This window comes from Micromonospora sp. DT43 (assembly GCF_049841645.1).
Taxonomy (GTDB): Bacteria; Actinomycetota; Actinomycetes; order Mycobacteriales; family Micromonosporaceae; genus Micromonospora.
Genome location: NZ_JBNCKR010000014.1, coordinates 1 through 17825 on the forward strand (window position 1 = coordinate 1; position 17825 = coordinate 17825).

At 70.4% G+C, this 17825-nt stretch carries 17 protein-coding genes; 10 read left to right on the top strand and 7 right to left on the bottom strand.

Features of this window, described 5'->3' with window-relative positions; genetic code table 11:
- Positions 1-113 precede the first annotated feature (113 nt).
- Entirely contained in the window at positions 114-1148 is a 1035-nt protein-coding gene (locus ACLQ26_RS26545) for a LacI family DNA-binding transcriptional regulator (RefSeq protein WP_425747040.1), read from the bottom strand.
- 372 nt (positions 1149-1520) lie between these two features.
- On the opposite strand from ACLQ26_RS26545, the gene ACLQ26_RS26550 reads away from it, so the two are divergent.
- From ACLQ26_RS26550 to ACLQ26_RS26575, 6 genes are all read left to right on the top strand, one after another.
- A complete protein-coding gene (locus tag ACLQ26_RS26550; protein ID WP_425747041.1) occupies positions 1521-2876 on the top strand; it encodes an ABC transporter substrate-binding protein in 1356 nt (451 codons plus the stop codon).
- Complete coding sequence (locus ACLQ26_RS26555; RefSeq protein WP_425747042.1) at positions 2873-3844, top strand: carbohydrate ABC transporter permease; 972 nt, start codon at positions 2873-2875, stop codon at positions 3842-3844. Before ACLQ26_RS26550 ends, ACLQ26_RS26555 begins: the two co-directional genes overlap by 4 nt.
- On the top strand, positions 3841-4665 hold the full coding sequence (locus ACLQ26_RS26560) for a carbohydrate ABC transporter permease (protein ID WP_354857223.1): 825 nt from the start codon (positions 3841-3843) through the stop codon (positions 4663-4665). The genes ACLQ26_RS26555 and ACLQ26_RS26560 overlap by 4 nt, the downstream gene beginning before the upstream one ends.
- 3 nt (positions 4666-4668) lie before the next feature.
- Positions 4669-5823, top strand: coding sequence for a serine hydrolase domain-containing protein (locus ACLQ26_RS26565; protein ID WP_425747043.1), 1155 nt, complete (start codon positions 4669-4671; stop codon positions 5821-5823).
- A gap of 150 nt (positions 5824-5973) precedes the next feature.
- Positions 5974-6687, top strand: a complete 714-nt coding sequence (locus ACLQ26_RS26570; protein ID WP_425747044.1) for a GAF and ANTAR domain-containing protein — start codon at positions 5974-5976, stop codon at positions 6685-6687.
- A 2-nt stretch (positions 6688-6689) separates the two neighbouring features.
- On the top strand, positions 6690-7424 hold the full coding sequence (locus ACLQ26_RS26575; protein ID WP_425747045.1) for a hypothetical protein: 735 nt from the start codon (positions 6690-6692) through the stop codon (positions 7422-7424).
- 142 nt (positions 7425-7566) lie between these two features.
- On the opposite strand, the gene ACLQ26_RS26580 is transcribed toward ACLQ26_RS26575, so the two are convergent.
- Positions 7567-8994: an endo-1,4-beta-xylanase gene (locus tag ACLQ26_RS26580; protein ID WP_425747046.1), complete on the bottom strand. Its 1428-nt coding sequence runs from the start codon at positions 8992-8994 to the stop codon at positions 7567-7569.
- Positions 8995-9734: 740 nt separating this feature from the next.
- On the opposite strand from ACLQ26_RS26580, the gene ACLQ26_RS26585 reads away from it, so the two are divergent.
- Genes ACLQ26_RS26585 through ACLQ26_RS26595 form a run of 3 tightly spaced genes read left to right on the top strand, consistent with a single transcriptional unit; the run spans position 9735 to position 12644 of the window.
- Positions 9735-10742 (top strand): ABC transporter permease, encoded by a 1008-nt coding sequence (locus ACLQ26_RS26585; protein ID WP_425747047.1) that lies wholly within the window; start codon positions 9735-9737, stop codon positions 10740-10742.
- Positions 10743-10782: 40 nt separating this feature from the next.
- On the top strand, positions 10783-11835 hold the full coding sequence (locus ACLQ26_RS26590) for an ABC transporter substrate-binding protein (RefSeq protein WP_425747048.1): 1053 nt from the start codon (positions 10783-10785) through the stop codon (positions 11833-11835).
- Positions 11835-12644 carry an ATP-binding cassette domain-containing protein gene (locus ACLQ26_RS26595; RefSeq protein ID WP_425747049.1) on the top strand — a complete coding sequence of 270 codons (810 nt, stop codon included), beginning with the start codon at positions 11835-11837 and terminating at the stop codon, positions 12642-12644. Before ACLQ26_RS26590 ends, ACLQ26_RS26595 begins: the two co-directional genes overlap by 1 nt.
- 83 nt (positions 12645-12727) lie before the next feature.
- Here ACLQ26_RS26595 and ACLQ26_RS26600 read toward each other — a convergent pair whose 3' ends face one another.
- From ACLQ26_RS26600 to ACLQ26_RS26620, 5 genes are all read right to left on the bottom strand, one after another.
- Positions 12728-13450 (bottom strand): FadR/GntR family transcriptional regulator, encoded by a 723-nt coding sequence (locus ACLQ26_RS26600; RefSeq protein WP_425747050.1) that lies wholly within the window; start codon positions 13448-13450, stop codon positions 12728-12730.
- Between the two features lie 8 nt (positions 13451-13458).
- Positions 13459-14853, bottom strand: coding sequence for an L-fuconate dehydratase (locus ACLQ26_RS26605; protein ID WP_425747051.1), 1395 nt, complete (start codon positions 14851-14853; stop codon positions 13459-13461).
- 490 nt (positions 14854-15343) lie between these two features.
- Complete coding sequence (locus ACLQ26_RS26610) at positions 15344-15751, bottom strand: arsenate reductase ArsC (protein ID WP_425747052.1); 408 nt, start codon at positions 15749-15751, stop codon at positions 15344-15346.
- Positions 15748-16848 (bottom strand): ACR3 family arsenite efflux transporter, encoded by a 1101-nt coding sequence (gene arsB, locus ACLQ26_RS26615; RefSeq protein WP_425747053.1) that lies wholly within the window; start codon positions 16846-16848, stop codon positions 15748-15750. The genes ACLQ26_RS26610 and arsB overlap by 4 nt, the downstream gene beginning before the upstream one ends.
- Positions 16845-17222, bottom strand: coding sequence for an ArsR/SmtB family transcription factor (locus tag ACLQ26_RS26620; protein WP_425747054.1), 378 nt, complete (start codon positions 17220-17222; stop codon positions 16845-16847). Before ACLQ26_RS26620 ends, arsB begins: the two co-directional genes overlap by 4 nt.
- Positions 17223-17320: 98 nt before the next feature.
- On the opposite strand from ACLQ26_RS26620, the gene ACLQ26_RS26625 reads away from it, so the two are divergent.
- Entirely contained in the window at positions 17321-17818 is a 498-nt protein-coding gene (locus ACLQ26_RS26625) for a GNAT family N-acetyltransferase (RefSeq protein ID WP_425747055.1), read from the top strand.
- The last annotated feature ends 7 nt before the right edge of the window (positions 17819-17825 follow it).

Sequence of the window (17825 nt, forward strand, 5' to 3'; positions counted from 1 at the left end):
CTGGCCGTCCGCTACGAAGCCACCCTGACCATCGCCGCCATCAACCAGTACCTCCGAGCCTTATGAAACACGGGCTAGACGGAGCATGGCCGGAAACGTAGCACTAAACCGGTTTAGCTGACGAGGGCGGCGGGGGGCCCGAGGGACCGGCGTCGGCGCAGCGGCATCGCGACGAGTGACGGCTCGGCGACGCCGCCGTCGAGGAGCAGCTCGACCGCGCGCCGCCCCATCTGCTCGTGGGGCAGCGCCGTGGTGGCCAGGCTGGGGCGTAGCCACGCGGCGATCGGGTCGTCATCGAACGAGATCACCGAGATGTCGTCCGGGACGCTCAGGCCCGCCTCGCCGAGCGCCTGGTACGCGCCGAAGGCCAGCCGGTCGTTCATGCAGATGACCGCGCTGGGTCGCGACGGCCTGCTCAGGAGCCCGCGCATGGCGGCGTAGCCGTGCTCGGGCAGCCACTCGGTGCAGAAGCACTCCGCGAGGAGGCTGACGCCCGCGTCATCCAGGGCCTGCTGGATGCCGCCCAGGCGAGCCCTGGCGGCGAGGGAGACCTCCGGGTCGTCCTCCTTGAGCCTGTTGCGGCCGATCAGCGCGATGGCGTCGCGGTGGCCGTGCTCCAGCAGGGCGGCGGCGACGGAGCGGCCAGCCCGGTCGTCGTCGGGAAGGACGCAGGGCAGGCCGTCGGCGCTTGTGGCGTTGAGCAGTACCACCGGGCGGCCGAGGATGGCCGGAGGCACCGTCAACCGCCGGGTGGCCATGGCCGCGTAGATGACTCCGTCGACCTGTCGGTCGAGCATGGCCTCGATGGCGTACTGCTCGAACGTCGCGTCACCCTGCGTCTCGGTGATGAGCAGCACGTGGTCCCGCTCCCGGGCCGCGTCGAGCGCGCCGCGGATCAGACCGCCGGCGAAGCGGGTGGTGGCGACGATGTCGGAGACGAACGCGATGGTCGCGGTCTTGCGGGTACGCAGGCTGCGCGCCGCGAGGTTGGGCCGGTAGCCCAGCTCCTCGGCCGCGGCGAACACACGCTGGTGTGCCTCGGCCGAGAGCCGCGTGCCCTCCCTGCCGTTGAGCACCATCGACGCGGCGGTCTTGGACAGCCCGGCTCGCCGCGCGACGTCGGCCAGGGTTGCTCTGTTGCGGCCCATCAGTCCTCCGAATCAGGCGCGGCGCCACGGGCTCCGCTCCCGCCCATCATGATGCGTCGGTGCCCGGAGTCGGGCTCCGGTCGGGTCGATCGTGGTGTGACGTCGATGTTTCCGGACCGTTGCCAGGTTGTCCTTGACAGCCCTCGGTGTCACGCGCATGCTCTGCTAAATCAGTTTAGCGACCACTTTTGACGCGTCGGGAGGCGCCGTCGGTCGCGTGCTGACGGTCATTGGTGGCCGGAAGGTTTGTCGCCACCGGGCGGCCGTCACGACGTGACTCGTCGTGGCTGTTCATCCGGTCGCGGTGGTCCCGGTGGAGCCGTCGCGCGGCCATGGGTCGCGCGGCGTGCGAAGGAATCTAGGAGCGATGAAATGGCAGAATTGCTGACTAAACTCCCACGACGCAGAGCGGTGATCCTCGCGCCGCTGCTGGCGATCGGGCTCGCCGCTACGGCGTGCAGCGCGCCGGGAGCCGACCGGTCGTCGACGGCCGGGCCCGACGCCGCCGTCAAGGCCGAACTGGGCACCGCTCCGATCAAGCTGGAGATGTACGCGGAGACCGGCTTCCCGCTGGCCAAGGCGCTCGCCGACGAGTTCTCCAAGCAGCACCCGAACGTCACGTTCGCCATCCGCGAGGACCAGTTCACGGTGATCGTGGAGAACGCGCCGCGTGTGATGGCCTCGGACAACGCGCCCGACATCATCCGGCTCCCCACGATGGTCGACCTGGTCAAGGACGACCTGCTCAAGAACCTGGACCCGTACGTCACCGCGTACGGCTGGGACAAGTTCCCGGCGTCGCAGCTCATGCAGTTGCGCGTCGGCGAGAACACCCGGGGCACCGGCTCGCTCTATGGCATGGGGCTCGGCTACAGCGTCACAGGCGTCTTCTACAACAAGAAGCTGGCCAGCCAGGTCGGCATGACCCAGCCGCCGACCACCGTCGCCGAGTTCGAGCAGCTGCTGGCGAAGGCCAAGACCGGCGGGGTCCAGCCGATCGTGCAGTTCAACAAGAACACCGCGGGCATCAACTTCCCGCACCAGGCGCTGCAGAACCAGTTCGGCGACCCGGCCCAGGTCGCCGACTGGATCTTCCAGAAGCCGGGGGCCACATTCGACACCCCGGCCGCGTTGAAGGCCACCCAGACCATCCAGAAGTGGGCCCAGGCCGGCTACTTCCCGAAGGACGCCAACGCCCTCGACTACGCGGGCATGGTGGGGCAGTTCCAGAAGGGCAACGGCCTGTTCATGTTCAACGGCGACTGGGAGTCGGCCAACCTCGACAAGGCGATGCCCGGCAACGTGGGCTTCTTCCTGTTCCCGGCCGAGACCGCCGGCGGCAAGCACGTCGCGATGTCCGCTCCCAACACGTTCGGCGTCTCCGCGAAGGCCAAGAACCCGGACGCCGCCGCGTACTTCCTGAACTGGGTGCACACCGACGCCAAGGCGCGGGAGATCGCCGTGACGGTCGGCGGGTCCAGCCCGGGTGGTCCGAGCGACCTTCCGGTGCCGGCCGCCGCCCCGAACACCGTGCTGGCCGAGACCCTCAAGGCGGCGCAGCAGCTCGGGGCCGAGAACGGCGCGGTGGACTTCACCGCCAACGCGACCGGCGGCATCTTCGCCGCCGCGATCACGCCGGAGATGCAGAAGCTGGTCGCCGGCCAGCAGACGCCCGAGGGGTACGTCAAGGCGGTCCAGGCCGAGTACGCGAAGGAACTGTCCCGATGACGTCTGCCCTCGGCAGCGCACCAGGCGGGCGGGACGACCAGGCGCCGCCGACGGTCCGTCCCGCCCGTCTCACGTCCGCGCGGGCCCACCGACGCCGGTGGGCCCGCGCGGCCGGGACCGGCTGGTTGTACGTCCTGCCCGCTCTGCTGATGTACGCGGTCTTCGTCCTACGCCCACTCGCGCTGACCGTCCAGTACTCGTTCTACGACTGGAACGGGATCGGGGTGGCCCACTGGGCGGGCCTGGACAATTACGTCACGGTGTTCACCGACAGCGACCTACTGAAGATCATTTCCAACGCGATCATCCTGATCATCTTCTTCAGCCTCATCCCGGTCGCGCTCGGTCTGCTGGTGGCGAGCATGGTCCGCCGGATCACCACCGGCGCGTTCGGGACCGTCGTCCGGACGATCCTGTTCCTGCCCCAGGTCATCCCGCTCGTGGCGGCCGGCATCGCGTGGAGTTGGCTGCTCTCGACAAACGGTCTGGTCAACCAGGTGTTGCGCGCGTTCGGGCTGGGGGGAGTCGCGCGCGCGTGGCTCGGCGACTTCGACACGGCGCTGCCCGCTGTCGGGGTGATCGGCGCGTGGGTCCTGCTCGGTCTCTGCACGATCCTGCTGGTCACCGGCATGAGCAAGATCGATCCGGCGCTCTACGAGGCCGCCCGCCTGGACGGCGCGGGGCCGGTCCGTGAGTTCCTCGCGGTGACCCTGCCCAGCCTGCGCCAGGAGATCGGGGTCTGCCTCACCGTCACGATCATCGCGGCTCTGGCGAGCTTCGACATCGTCTACATCTCCACCAGCGGAGGCCCGGGTCTGCAGACCACCGTTCCCGGCCTGGAGATCTACCGCCTCGCCTTCTCGCAGCGTCAGGTCGGACTGGCCTCGGCGCTCGCCGTCGTGCTCATGCTGCTGGTGCTGGCGTTCGTGCTGCCGATCCAGCGACTGACCCGTAAGGAGAAGCCGTGAACCTGAGCCGACGTGAGCAGGTGACCGGGCGGGTCTTCCTGATCGCACTGATCCTCGTCACCCTGCTGCCGTTCGTGAGCATGCTCTCGGCCGCGCTGCAACCGCGCGGCACCGTGCCCGACGGGCTGGCCTGGCCGTCCGACCCGCAGTGGGGAAACTTCGCCGACGCGTTCACCGCCGCCAACATGGGCGCGCTGCTGCGCTCCAGCCTGCTCATCGTGGCCGGCGTCGTACCGGTGTCCGTGCTCATCGCCACCATGGCCGGCTTCGGGCTCGGTCAACTGCGGGTGCCCGGTGGTCGGCTCGTCTTCGGCCTGTTGCTACTCGGCCTCACCCTGCCGTTCGAGGCCGTGGTCACCCCGCTCTACTACCAGATGCAGGATCTCGGCCTGCTCAACACCCGGTGGGCAATCATCCTGCCGCTGATCGGCCTCTACATGCCGTTCGCGGTGTTCTGGATGCGTGCCCACTTCACCAACGTGCCGGTCGAGCTGTCCGAGGCCGCCCGGGTGGACGGCAGCAGCACCTGGCAGCTGTTCTGGCGGGTTCAGGTGCCGCTGGCCCGCCCGGCCATCGCGTCGCTGACGATCCTGATGTTCCTGTGGACGTGGAACCAGTTCCTGCTTGCGATCGTCCTCGTCGACGACGCCACCAAACGTACGATGGCCGGCGCGCTCGGGGCGTTTCAGGGTCAGTGGGGCACCGACCTGGTGCTGCTGTGCGCCGGATCGCTGCTGATCCTCACGCCTACCCTCATCGTGTTCCTGATCTTCCAGCGACAGTTCATCAAGGCCCTGATCCAGGGCTCACTGAAGGGATAGGTAGTGGCCACGCAGCCGCAGATCCACGGTGACGTCGACGAACGCTACGGGCGCGTCGCCGACACCTTCCGCGACAACTTCACCTCCCGGGGCGAGGTCGGCGCCGCGGTCACCCTCTACGTGCGAGGCCGCAAGGTCGTCGACCTGTACGGCGGGCTGGCCGACACCCGCACCGGACGGCCCTGGACGGCGTACACCCCGGCCGTCGTCTTCTCCTGCACCAAGGGGATCCTGGCGATCTGCGCCTACCTGTTGGCGCAGCAGGGGCGACTCGACCTCGACGCGCCCGTGACGCGCTACTGGCCGGAGTTCGGCCAGCACGGCAAGGCGGACATCCCCGTACGCCAGCTGCTCACGCACCAGGCCGGTCTGCCGGCCCTGGACCGGCCCCTGACCCTCGACGAGGTGCTCGCCTGGGATCCGGTCATCGCGGCTATCGAGGCGCAGACGCCACTGTGGCAGCCGGGCACCGAGCACAGCTACCACTCGATGACGTACGGGTGGCTCGTCGGCGAGGTCATCCACCGCGTCACCGGCCAGCTACCGGGCGCGTACTTCAACGACACCCTCGCGCGACCGCTGGAACTGCGTACCTGGCTCGGGCTGCCCGCCAGCGAGCGCGACACCGTCGCCTGGGAACTGGCGCCACTGTCGGACGCCGACCCGTTCGTCGACCCCGTTGCCGAACGGGGCATCACCATGGGTGGCGCCTTCGCCTTTCCCGCCGACGCCGACGGCCTGGTCAGCTTCAACGACCCCGCCATCCAGGCCGCCGGCATCCCGGGCGCGGGTGCGGTGAGCACCGCGGATGGCCTGGCGCGGCTCTACGCGGCCTGCGTGTCCGACCTGCGGGGCGGGCCCCTGCTCAGGCGGGCGTCGGTGGACGACGCGGTGGTCGTCCGCTCGCAGGGTCAGCAGCGACACGGCCCGCCGGACACCGGTCAGCGCTGGGGCAGCGGCTTCCTGCTGCACTCTCCGCCGGCGCGGCCGTTGCTGGGGGAGCGCAGCTTCGGCCACGACGGCGCCGGAGGCAACCTCGCCTTCGCCGACGCGGACCACGAGGTGGGGTTCGGCTACGTGGTCAACCAGATGTACGGGGCGGGCGACGAGCGCGCCAACCGGCTCACCGCTGCCGTCCGCGCCTGCCTCGACGCCTGAGCCGGCCTGCTGCGGTGTGAGTCGCCGCCGTACGGGGTAGGGAGTCGTCGACGGCGGCCATGCGACGAGACGCTGCCACGATCCGACGGGGTGACCAGCTGTGCGCGACTCTCACCTGCCGGCAGGCGCCGGCCGACACGGACGTCGGCGATGAGCGAGCCGACAGCGGACCCCACCCACGCCCTGGCCGAGTTGAGCCGGATCCGCCTCGACGAGATCAGCCTCGACGACATGCTGCTCCGGGTGGCCACGCTGGCCAGCCGGACCGTGCCCGGCGCCAGGGAGGTCTCGGTCACCCTCGTCCGGGCTCAGCTGGGTTGGACCGCCGCGTTCACCGGCGACCTGGCCCGTGAGCTGGACGAGTGGCAGTACGAGCAGCAACGGGGTCCGTGCCTGGACGCCTCCGCCAGCGGCGACACCATCTCCCTGCCGGACATGACAGTCGAGCAGCGCTGGCCGCAGTGGGCGCGGCGGGCGCGTGCCGTGGGCGTGGGCAGCTCGTTGTCGATCGGGCTGCCGATCCAGGAGTCGGTGGTGGGGGCCCTCAACGTCTACGGCGGCCCGGCGAACGCCTTCGACCCGCCGGCGGTCGCGGTCGCGGAACACTTCGCCGCGTACGCGGCGGTGGCGCTCGCCAACGCCCACATGTACGACAGCGCCGCCACCCTGGCAGAGCAGATGCAGGAGGCGATGCGCAGCCGCGCGGTGATCGAGCAGGCCAAGGGGATCATCATGGGGGAGCGGCGTTGCACGCCCGACGAGGCGTTCGCGCTGCTGTCGAAGATCTCCCAGGACACCAACCGCAAGGTGCGTGAGGTGGCGGAGGCCCTCGTCGCCAGGGCGGTCCAGAGGGCTCGGGTGTGAGCGTGGGTTCCGTCGATCAGGGAGATAGCCCGTTGTCGCCGACGCCTGAGCAGTCGCCCGAGGCCCTGCGGGAGGCGCTGCTCGCCCTCGCCGGCCTGCCCGACGAGTCTCCGGCGCTGCCGGCGCACCTGCGCACGATCGTCGCGTTGAGCGCGGCGGTGGTGGGTCCTGTCGACTTCGCCTCGGTGACCGTGTCGGCGGCGGGGGGTCCGCGCACCGAGGCGGCAAGCGCCGACGCCGCCGAGGAGATCGACCTTGCTCAGTACGCGGAGGACGGTGGGCCCTGCCTCGCGGCGCTGCGTTCGGCAACGACTGTCGGCGTGCCCGATCTGGCCGGCGTGGTGGTGTGGCCCGGCTTCCGGGACGTGGCCTGGCGGTACGGCGTTCGGGCGTCGCTGTCGATCCCGCTCTTCGCCGGCAGCGGCGCACCTATCGCCGGGCTGAACCTCTACGCCCGCGACGCCAGTGCCATGCGACCGCTGATTCAGCGGGTCGAATCCTGCTACACCGGCGACTCCGCGGCGACCACTCGGCTGGACGCGGGCAGCGAGCAGCTTCTCGCGGGGCTCGCGGAGGCGCTGCGCTGCCGCGACCTCGTCCAACGGGCGCTCGGTGTGCTGATGGACCGGGAGAACGTCGCCGTCGGGCCGGCCTACCGGCGGCTGGTCGACGCGACCACCTCCGGCACCTCGTTGACCGGCACGGCTTCGGCCATCCTCCGTCAACACCTGAACTGACGGCCGAGGCCGGGCCCCGTCGGGATCTCGCCTCGCGGACGGGTGTCGATACCGGCACGTCCGAATAGGACGGCACCCCCGGGGCGCGCGGTACGTCCGCGACGCCCCGGGGGTGCCCGGGGGTGAGCTGAGAGGGGACGGGTCAGCTCGCGGTGCAGATGGGGGCGCCGGAAGGGCTGGCGCCGGTGCCCTGGAAGCCGAACTCGGTGCTGGCGCCCGCGCCGACCTGGCCGTTGTAGTCGACGTTGCGGAAGTCCACCGCGCCCGACGAGCCGCTGGCCTGCGCGCTCCAGGTGTTGGTGACGGCGGCGCCCGAGGGCAGCGTGACCCGGACCGTCCAACCCCGCAGGGCCGTCGACCCGGCGGTGACCTTGACGGTGGCGACGAAGCCGCCGTTCCAGGAGTTCAGCGACACCGACGCCGTGCACCCGTTACCCGTCGGCGGCGGGGTCGTGGGCGGCGGGGTGGTCGGCGGCGGGGTCGTGGGCGGGGGCGTCGTCGGCGGCGGGGTGGTCGGCGGCGCGGTGGTCGGAATGGGAGTTCCGGCGTTCAGGGCGTTGAGGACCGAGGTGTACGCGGCCTTCTTGTTGCCCGAGCGGTCGAACAGCAGCGGGTTGTCGTTGCCGCGCCACGAGTCGCTGTCCCGCACGCCCCAGACGGTGATGCCCGTGCACCGAGCGATGGCCATGCAGGCCCGTGTGACCTGGGCGTACGCGTTGGCCTGGTTGGAGCCCTGGGCGATGTCCAGTTCGGTGATCTGCACGTCGACGCCGAGGTCGGCGAAGCGCTGCAGGTTGGCCTGGTAGTCACCGGGCACCGTGGTGCCCAGGTGGGACTGGAAGCCGACGCAGTCGATCGGGACGCCGCGGGACTTGAAGTCGCGCACCATGTTGTAGATGCCCGTGGACTTCGCGTTGATCCCGTCGGTGTTGTAGTCGTTGTAGCAGAGCTTCGCGCCCGGGTCGGCGGCGCGGGCGGCGCGGAACGCCGCCTCGATCCAGTCGTTGCCGGTGCGCTGCAGGTTGGAGTCGCGACGTCCGCCGCTGCCACCGTCGGCGAACGCCTCGTTCACCACGTCCCAGGCGTAGATCTTGCCCCGGTAGTGGGTGGCGACCTGGGTGACGTGGTTGATCGCGGCGTTGCGCAGCGCGGTGCCGGACATGCCCTGCGCCCACCCCGGCTGCTGCTGGTACCACAGCAGCGTGTGACCGCGGACCAGCATGCCGTGCGACTGGGCGTGGGCGACGATCTGGTCCCCGCCGCCGTAGGTGAACCGGCCCTGCTGCGGCTCGGTGGCGTCCCACTTCATCTCGTTCTCGGGAGTGAGCTGGTTGAACTCCCGGTTCACGATGCTGGCGAACTGGCTGTCCGACAGCTTGAAGGCGGGTACCGCCGCGCCGTAGTAGCGGCCCTTCTCGGCCGCCGAGGCGCCCAGGGTGGTGCCGGCGTTGGCGGCGGAGGTCATCGCCACCGTCGCGGCGGCGGCCGCGAGGGTGGCAGCGAGCGGTACCAGCACCCGACGACCCCGGAACCGGGGTCGTGGTGCGTCTTCGTCGGGGATCTTGTCCATGGGGTTCTGCCTTTCGAGATGGTGGCGGCCGGAGGCGGGGGGTCGGCCTGCCCGACCGGTGGTGGGCGGCCCGTCGCGATCCGTTCGGGATGGGTGGAGGGACCCGGGTGCGATCGGACCGGTTGCCAACAGCGATGGCCTGAGGGCGGACGTCACGAAGTGAGCGACCGCGGACGCGGGATCAGGCGTACGCCGGACAGGTGTGGTTCGGACAGGTCACCGACCGTCGACCGGGTCGCGGGACCCGATGCCCTTCGAGGTGTCGGTAACTCCGAACGGGAGGGATGTGCCCTCGACTCCTTGGCGGAACATAGCATGTTATCGATAACATGCTCAAGATGAGCGGCGGCCCGGCGGCGCGGGTCTGCGGCGATGGCGCCCGTGCGGGCCGGTCGTCGGGCGTTACCGCCAGCGGGGAACGGCACGACGGGGCGGGCCGGCCGGCTCCCGGCGGGGCGCACGCGGCGGCCGGTGGCAGGCGGCCGGGTTTTGGTCCGACGTATGCAGTCCGAAGTGGGCTGCGACGATGCCAAAACATGGCGGTAAGACCTTGGCAACATGAGTGTGACCATGGCAAGGTAACGCCTGATCGCGGGAAACATCCGATCTATCGCACGAGGCGCTGCGGGTGCGGCCCGTGGGTGACTTCCTGGGGAGGTCCGGTTGCTGAGGAGTGTGTTGTTCACCGGCGCAGACGCCTGTGGCGCCGGGAACACAGTGGAGGAAGGTCGGGTCCGACGATGAGTGCGGTCGAGGCAACGACGGACGCCCAGGGCGGCGCGCTCAACGACTGGTTGCGGGAGCGCATCTCCCACGCGCTCTCCGAGTTCACCGCGGCCACCGCGCTCGTCGTCCTGTTCATCGCGTTGAGCTTCGCCAGTCCTTATTTCCTGACGGCGGACAACCTGTTCAACATCGGCGCGCAGACCGCGGTGATCGCCATCATCGCCGCCGCGCAGACGATGGTCATCATCACCCGGGGCATCGACCTGTCGGTCGGTTCGGTCGCCGCGCTCGCCGGTGTGGCGGGAGCGATGGTCGTCCGTGACCTGGGCTTCCCGCTCCTGGCGGCGACGGCGGTCGCGATCGGCGTCGGCGCCCTGGCCGGGCTGCTCAACGGGCTGTTGGTGACAGTCGCCCGGATTCCCCCGTTCATCGCGACGCTGGGCACGATGTCGGTCGGCCGGGGTCTGGTCTTCATCATGACCGGGGCGGTCGGCGTCTACGGTCTGCCCCGGTCGTTCCAGCTGCTCGGCAACGGGGAGATCATCGGTATCCCGTTCGCCGTGGTGATCACCGCGGTGGTCGCCGTCGGGGTGGCGTTCCTGCTCTCGCAGACCCGCTTCGGCCAGTACACCTACGCGATGGGCTCCAACCTGGAGGCCGCCCGCCGCTCGGGCGTCGCGGTGGGCCGCCATCTGACCTACGTGTACGTCCTGGCGGGTGTGCTTGTCGGTCTGGGCGGCATGATCGCCGCTTCCCGGGTCAACTCCGGCCAGCCGAACTACGGCATCTCGTTGGAACTCGACGTCATCGCCGCCGCGGTCATCGGCGGCGCCAGCCTGTTCGGAGGGCAGGGCCGGATCGTCGGGACCATCATCGGCGCCTTCCTCATCGCACTGGTCCGCAACGGTGCCGTTCTGCTCGACATCAGCATCCACTACCAGCAGGTGATCGTCGGCCTGATCATCTGGGCCGCCGTCTACTTCGACCAGTACCGCCGTCGGCGGCTGGAATCACGGGGTTGACATGCCATTCCGAGAGTCCGAACGAGGAAGGACACACACCATGGCGCACACCACCACCAGCCGGCGGACGCGACGGTCGATCCTGGTTGTACGGGCCGTTCTGGCCGCAGCCGCAGCGACCGCCCTGCTCAGTGCCTGTAGCGGGGTCGAGGTTCGCGACGGGGGCGACGGGGCGACGAAGGACGCGAGCGGTCCGTTGAAGCTCGCCGTCGTGCCGAAGGCCGTCGGCGCCGACTACTGGAACACGGTGAAGGCGGGCGCGGAGTGCGCCGCGCAGCGCGCCGGGGACGTCACCGTCCAGTGGGACGGGGTGACCACCGAGACCGATGTCGAGGGCCAGGTCAACCTCATCCAGAACTTCGTCACCAAGAAGGTGGACGGCATCGTCTACGCGGCGACCGACTCCAGCGCGCTGGCGCCCGCGACCGACCAGGCGCTCGCCGCGAAGATCCCGGTCGCGATGATCGACTCTGGCACCAGCCCGCAGCCGTCGGGCGTGCCCCTCTTCGCCACCGACAACCGTGCGTCGGCCACCGAGGCGGCCAAGTTGCTCGCCACCGAACTCGGCCCCGGCAACCACCAGGTCGCCCTGGTCGAGTTCCAGCCCGGGTCGCAGACCAACACCGAGCGGGTGGACGGCTTCAAGGCCGGCCTCGCGCAGTTCCCCAATCTGAAGCTGGTCGGCCAACAGCCCAGCCGTAGCGACGTCAACGAGGCCCGGCGGGTCACCGAGAACATCCTCACCGCGAACCCGAACCTCGCCGGCATCTTCGCGGCGAACGAACCGAGTGTGCTCGGCGCCGCGCAGGCCATCCAGGCGGCGGGCAAGTCCGGCAAGGTGGTCATCATCGGCTGGGACGCCGCCCCGGACGAGGTCGCCGGGCTGCGGAGCGGCCAGATCTCCGCGCTTGTCGTGCAGAACCCTTTCAAGATGGGCTACTTCGGCGTCGACAAGATGGTCAAGCACCTGCGGGACAAGGCGCCGCTGGCGTCGGCGGACACCGGGGTCACGTTCGTCACCAAGAAGAACATCGACTCCGCCGAGATCAAGGCGGTGCTCGAGCCCAGCTGCGCCAACCCCCCGGTGCAGTGATGGCCACCGCCGCGACGGCCACCACCGAGAACAGCCAGCCGGCCGCCGACAGGCCGCCGGTCCTCGAAGCCCGTGGCATCGTCAAGCGGTTCGGCCACGTGGAAGCGCTGCGTGGCGCGGACTTCACGGTCCACAGGGGCGAGGTCGTCGCGCTCATCGGCGACAACGGCGCCGGAAAGAGCACGCTGATCAAGACCCTGTCCGGTGTGCATCCGCCCGACGAGGGCGAGATCCGGGTGGATGGACGTCCGGTCCAGTTCGCCACGCCTGTCGACGCCCGGCGCGCGGGGGTGGAGACCGTCTACCAGGATCTCGCCGTCGCCGACGACCTCAGCGTGGCCGCCAACCTCTACCTCGGGCGGGAGATCCTGCGCTCCGGGCCGCTCGGTCGGCTGGGGCTGCTCGACAAGCGCGCCATGCGCCAGGGCGCCGCCGCGGCCCTCGACGAGCTGGGTGTGCGGATCCCCCGGGTCACCACCCCGATCGCGATGTTGTCCGGTGGGCAGCGGCAGTGCGTCGCGGTGGCCCGCGCCATCATCTGGGCGACAAACGTGGTGATCCTCGACGAGCCGACCGCCGCGCTCGGCGTCGTGCAGACCGGGCGGGTGCTTGACGTCGTCCGGCGCGCCCGGGATGCCGGCATGTCGGTGGTGCTGGTCAGCCACAACATGCCGCAGGTGCTCGAGATCGCCGACCGCGTGGAGGTGCTGCGCCTCGGCCGACGGGCGGCTCGACTGCGCGCGGACGAGGTCACCACCGACGACCTGGTCGCGGCGATGACCGGAAGCACCGGCGCGGAGCGCGACTAGCTAGCGGTGACGGCTGTCGCCCGCCCGTGACCGAGCGCGGTGGACCGGCATCGGTTCCGCCGGTGCTCGGAGCGGGCGGGCGATCACTGCGCCTGCGCGTCGACGCCTGCCTCCGCCTCGTCGGGCAGCCCCTGTAGCGACTCCTCCACACCGATCAGGTGGTTGGCCATCCGGGTGCGGGCCCGCTCCGGGTCGCGCGCCACGAGGGCCCTCAGGATCGCCACGTGCTCGTCGTGGGTACGCCGGTCCGCGCCCTCCTCGTGCAGACTCCGCCAGAGCCGCCCCCGCAGGGTGCGCCCGGCGAACGCCTCGATCAGGCCGACGAGCACCGGGTTGTCGGCGTGTGCGGCGATGATCCGGTGGAACGCGATGTCGATTTCCATGATCCGCTCATGGTCCTGCGGAGACCGACCGGCGATCCGGGCCGCCTCGTCGAGCAGCTCACCGGCCTGGGCGAGGGCCTCGTCGGTGATCCTGGTCGCCGCCAACCGGGCGGCCTCGCACTCCAGCAGACGGCGGACGGTGTGGATGTGCCGCCCGTCGCCCTGGCCCTGGAAGTCGACGACGAAGCCCATCGGGGCCAGCAGTTGCGGCGCGTCGAGGTTGGTGACGTACGTGCCGTCGCCCTGGCGGATGTTGACGATGCCGAGGATGGACAGCGCCGACATCCCCTCGCGCAGCGATCCCCGCGAGACGCCGAGGGACTCGGCGAGATCCTTCTCGATGGGCAGCCGGTCCCCGGGTTTGAACGTCCCCTCGAGGATCATCCGCTTGATGCCGTTCACCACTTCGTCGGTGCGGGACATGACACCTCCTAGCGGCCGGCGGGGGTGGCCGCCCCACCCGCGATGACGTACGGCTCCGGAGATGACACCGTAGCCGGCTCCGCCGCGGCCCAGTAGAGGCCGTCGGGAAACCGGTACCGCGCGATCGACTCGGGGTGCATCCGGGTGGAGTAGCCGGGCGTACTGGGCAGCACGTAACCGCTGCCCCGGCCGGCGTCCCGGACGACACACGGATCGGTGAAGTGCTCGTGGAGGTGGTCGACGAACTCGGTCACACGGTCGGTGAGGTCCCCCGAGATCGCGACGTAGTCGAGCACCGACACGTGTTGGACCATCTCGCAGAGCCCGACACCGCCGGCGTGCGGGCACACCGGGACGTCGAACTTCGCGGCGAGCAGCAGCACGGCGACGATCTCGTTGATGCTGGCCAGCCGGCCGGTGTCCAACTGGCAGAAGTCGATGGCCTCGGCCTGGAACAGCTGCTTGAACATCACCCGGTTGTGGCAGTGCTCGCCGGTGGCGACGCCGACGGGAGCGACGGCACGGCGCACGGCAGCGTGGCCCAGGATGTCGTCCGGGCTGGTCGGTTCCTCGATCCACAGTGGCGAGAACTGGGCGAGGGCCTTGACCCACTCGATGGCCTGGTCGACGTCCCACACCTGGTTGGCGTCGATCATCAGGTTGCGGTGCGGGCCCAGGATCTCGCGGGCGATCCGGCACCGCCGGATGTCGTCCTCGAGGTCGGCGCCGACCTTGAGCTTGACGTAGCCGTAGCCGGAGTCGACGGCCTCCTGGCACAGCCGGCGCAGCTTGTCGTCGCCGTAGCCGAGCCAACCCGCCGAGGTGGTGTACGCCGGGTAGCCGGTGCGCGCCAACTCGGCGAGGCGGTCGGCCTTCGTGCTCTGCTTGGCGCGCAGGATGGCCAGCGCCTCGTCCCGGGTCAGCGCGTCGGACAGGTAGCGCAGGTCGGCGATGTCGACGAGTTGCTCGGGGGACATGTCGGTGAGCAGCCGCCACAGCGGCTTGGCCGCGAGTCGGGCGGCCAGATCCCACGCCGCGTTCAGCACGGCGGCCAACGACAGGTGGATGACGCCCTTCTCCGGTCCGAGCCAGCGCAGCTGGGAGTCGGAGGTGAGCAGGCGGTAGACGGCACCCATGTCGGCGGCCATCGTCGTGACGTCCAGACCGACCAGGCGGTGGGCCTGGTGCACCGCCGCCGCGACGACGATGTCGTTGCCCCGGCCGATGGTGAAGGTGAGGCCGTGACCCGCCAGCGGCGCGCCGGCGCTGTCGACGCCGTCGGTGTGCAGGACGACGTAGGCCGCCGAGTAGTCACCGTCCTTGTTCATGGCGTCGGACCCGTCAGCGGTCAGCGAGGTGGGGAAGCGGACGTCCTCGACGGTGACGCCAGTGATCTGCGGCATGCGCTCCTCGCCCGACTAGGCTAAAGATCTGATGATCATTTGGAGTATACGGAGGCCCGATCGGGTGCGTCAACGATGTCGATCGACCGGTGCCAATATAGATCCAACGTTTTGTGCGCTCCGGCGGCGTCGGGTGACCGCGTCCGTCCTCCTCCCGGCGGGGCGTCCGCCGCGCCCGCAGGACGAGCCCACGCAGGGGAGGTGGCGCCGGTGTCAGAGGGCACCGATGCTGCTTGCTGACCCTCTCGCGGGATCGCCGGCCTGCTCCGCCGCGTCGTGGGCCGGACCGGCGGGCACTGCACCGGCCGGAGCCGGGCGGTGCTCCGGACGTCGATGAGGTCCGATGAAGATTAGATGTTCGCCGCGACTGTCGACGGTGGCTGGGGGAGGCGTTGCTGGCGTCGCCGACTTGATACATCGCATCTTTGTGGACGCCGGGTGCCGTCGGTGGGTCTCGGTCAGCGGGGGTGTTTGTCGGTCTCGTCCGGGATCAGGGGCGAGCGGCCAGGTCGGCGAGGAGCTGCTGCACCCGGGTCCGGATGTCGTCGCGGATTCCACGGACGGCCTCGACTCCCTTGCCGGCCGGGTCGTCGAGCTTCCAGTCCTCGTAGCGCTTGCCGGGGAAGACCGGGCAGGCGTCACCGCAGCCCATGGTCACGATGACGTCGGAGGACTCCGCTGTGGCGTACGCCAGGAGCTTTGGCGTCTGGTCGGTGATGTCGATGCCGACCTCGCGCATGGCGGCGACGGCGGCGGGGTTGATCGTCTCGGCCGGGGCGGAGCCCGCCGAGCGAACCTCGACGGTGTCGCCGGCGAGGTGGCGCAGCCAGCCGGCGGCCATCTGGGAGCGGCCGGCGTTGTGGACGCAGACGAACAGGACGCTTGGTTTGTCGCTCATCGGGACGCCTCTCGGTCCAGGGGTGGGGCAAACAAGCGGCGGCGCGCCCAGAGCGAGACGTGGACGAGGCCGACCAGCACGGGCACCTCGATCAGCGGCCCGACGACCCCGGCGAGCGCCTGGCCGGAGGCCACGCCGAAGGTGCCGATCGCGACGGCGATGGCGAGTTCGAAGTTGTTGCCGGCGGCGGTGAACGCGAGGGTGGTCGTGCGCGCGTAGCCGAGGCCGAGGGTCCGGCCGAGAGCGTAGGAGCCGGCCCACATCAGCGCGAAGTACACGAGCAGCGGCAGGGCGATGCGGGTGACGTCGAAGGGCCGGCCGGTGATGGCGTCGCCCTGCAGGGCGAACAGGATCACGATGGTGAACAGCAGCCCGTACAGGGCGGCGGGGCCGATGCGGGGCAGGAGGCGGGACTCGTACCAGTCACGACCCCTGGCGCGCTCGCCGAGGCGGCGGGTGAGGTAGCCGGCCAGCAGCGGGACGCCGAGGAAGACGAGCACGTTGCGGGCGATCTCCCAGGCCGAGACGCGCAGCTCGGCGCCCGGCAACCCGAGCCACCCGGGCAGCACCGACAGGTAGAACCAGCCGAGCAGGCCGAAGGCGAGGACCTGGAAGACCGAGTTGAGCGCGACGAGGACGGCCGCGGCCTCGCGGTCGCCGCACGCGAGGTCGTTCCAGATGACGACCATGGCGATGCAGCGGGCGAGACCAACGATGATCAAGCCGGTGCGGTACGCGGGCTGGTCGGCCAGGAACACCCAGGCCAGGGCGAACATCACGGCCGGGCCGACGAGCCAGTTGAGGACCAGCGACGAGACCAGCAGGCGGCGGTCGCCGGTCACGGTGTCGAGTCGGTCGTAGCGGACCTTCGCCAGCACCGGATACATCATGACCAGCAGGCCGAGCGCGATCGGCAGTGAGATCCCGCCGACCGCCACCGCGTCCAGCGCGTCGTCGAGCCCGGGGATCAGGCGGCCGAGGAGCAGTCCGACGGCCATGGCCAGCCCGATCCAGACGGGAAGGAACCGGTCGAGTCGGGAGAGTCGACCGACGACGGCGCTCGCGGCCGTGTCGGTCTGGCGGGTGAGGGTGCTCACGAGCACTCCGGCCGGGCGGCGGGAGCGGCGTCGGTCGGTACGACGGTGAGCAGCGCGGCGAGCTGGCCCAGGACCGTCGGCCGGGCACGGTAGTAGACCCAGGTGCCGCGGCGGTCGGCGTCGACGAGCCCGGCCTCGCGCAGCGTCCTCAGGTGGTGCGAGATGGTCGGGCCGGTCAGGTCGAACGCGGGGGTGAGGTCGCAGACGCAGATCTCGCCGCCCTCGGCGGAGGCGATCATCGACATGAGCTGCAGGCGGACCGGGTCGCCGAGGGCCTTGAACGCGGGGGCGAGCGCGGCGGCGGTCTCGGCCGGCACGCGCCGCTCGGACAGGGGCGGGCAGCACAGCGCGTCCACGACCGCTTGTTTCGACATTCCTCTAGGTTGACAGACATCTAATCAGCGTGCAACTGTCTGATTCGACGGAAGTCGAGACAGTGTCCCACGGTCCGATACCGGAACGGAGCCCGTCGATGATCGACCTGACCACGCGCCCGATGACCGCCACCGACGCCGACCGCGTCCTGACGATCTACCAGGCGGGCCTCGACGGCGGTGACGCCAGCTTCGAGATCACCGCGCCGACCTGGGAGGCGTTCGACGCCACCCGGTTGCCCGCGCACCGCTTCGTGGCCGTGGACGGCGGCGGCACCATCCTCGGCTGGGTCGCGGTCACACCGACATCGAGCCGTCCGGTCTACGCCGGGGTGGTCGAGCACTCCGTCTACGTCGACCCGGCGGCCCAGGGGCGCGGCGTCGGCCGGGTGCTGCTCGACGCACTGATCACCTCGACCGAGGCCGCCGGCATCTGGACCATCCAGTCCGGCATCTTCCCGGAGAACATCGGCAGCCTGGCCCTGCACCGGCGGGCCGGGTTCCGTGTCATAGGCGTCCGGGAGCGGATCGGCCGCCACCACGACCGCTGGCGCGACGTCGTCCTGCTGGAACGCCGCAGCCCCACCATCACCTGACGAGGAG

Bases quoted from the DNA above. Each gene is read 5' to 3' on its own strand.
- ACLQ26_RS26545 (WP_425747040.1), bottom strand. From the start codon at position 1,148: ATGGGCCGCAACAGAGCAACCCTGGCCGACGTCGCGCGGCGAGCCGGG.
- ACLQ26_RS26550 (WP_425747041.1), top strand. From the start codon at position 1,521: ATGGCAGAATTGCTGACTAAACTCCCACGACGCAGAGCGGTGATCCTC.
- ACLQ26_RS26555 (WP_425747042.1), top strand. From the start codon at position 2,873: ATGACGTCTGCCCTCGGCAGCGCACCAGGCGGGCGGGACGACCAGGCG.
- ACLQ26_RS26570 (WP_425747044.1), top strand. From the start codon at position 5,974: ATGAGCGAGCCGACAGCGGACCCCACCCACGCCCTGGCCGAGTTGAGC.
- ACLQ26_RS26580 (WP_425747046.1), bottom strand. From the start codon at position 8,994: ATGGACAAGATCCCCGACGAAGACGCACCACGACCCCGGTTCCGGGGT.
- ACLQ26_RS26585 (WP_425747047.1), top strand. From the start codon at position 9,735: ATGAGTGCGGTCGAGGCAACGACGGACGCCCAGGGCGGCGCGCTCAAC.
- ACLQ26_RS26590 (WP_425747048.1), top strand. From the start codon at position 10,783: ATGGCGCACACCACCACCAGCCGGCGGACGCGACGGTCGATCCTGGTT.
- ACLQ26_RS26595 (WP_425747049.1), top strand. From the start codon at position 11,835: ATGGCCACCGCCGCGACGGCCACCACCGAGAACAGCCAGCCGGCCGCC.
- ACLQ26_RS26600 (WP_425747050.1), bottom strand. From the start codon at position 13,450: ATGTCCCGCACCGACGAAGTGGTGAACGGCATCAAGCGGATGATCCTC.
- ACLQ26_RS26605 (WP_425747051.1), bottom strand. From the start codon at position 14,853: ATGCCGCAGATCACTGGCGTCACCGTCGAGGACGTCCGCTTCCCCACC.
- ACLQ26_RS26610 (WP_425747052.1), bottom strand. From the start codon at position 15,751: ATGAGCGACAAACCAAGCGTCCTGTTCGTCTGCGTCCACAACGCCGGC.
- ACLQ26_RS26620 (WP_425747054.1), bottom strand. From the start codon at position 17,222: ATGTCGAAACAAGCGGTCGTGGACGCGCTGTGCTGCCCGCCCCTGTCC.
- ACLQ26_RS26625 (WP_425747055.1), top strand. From the start codon at position 17,321: ATGATCGACCTGACCACGCGCCCGATGACCGCCACCGACGCCGACCGC.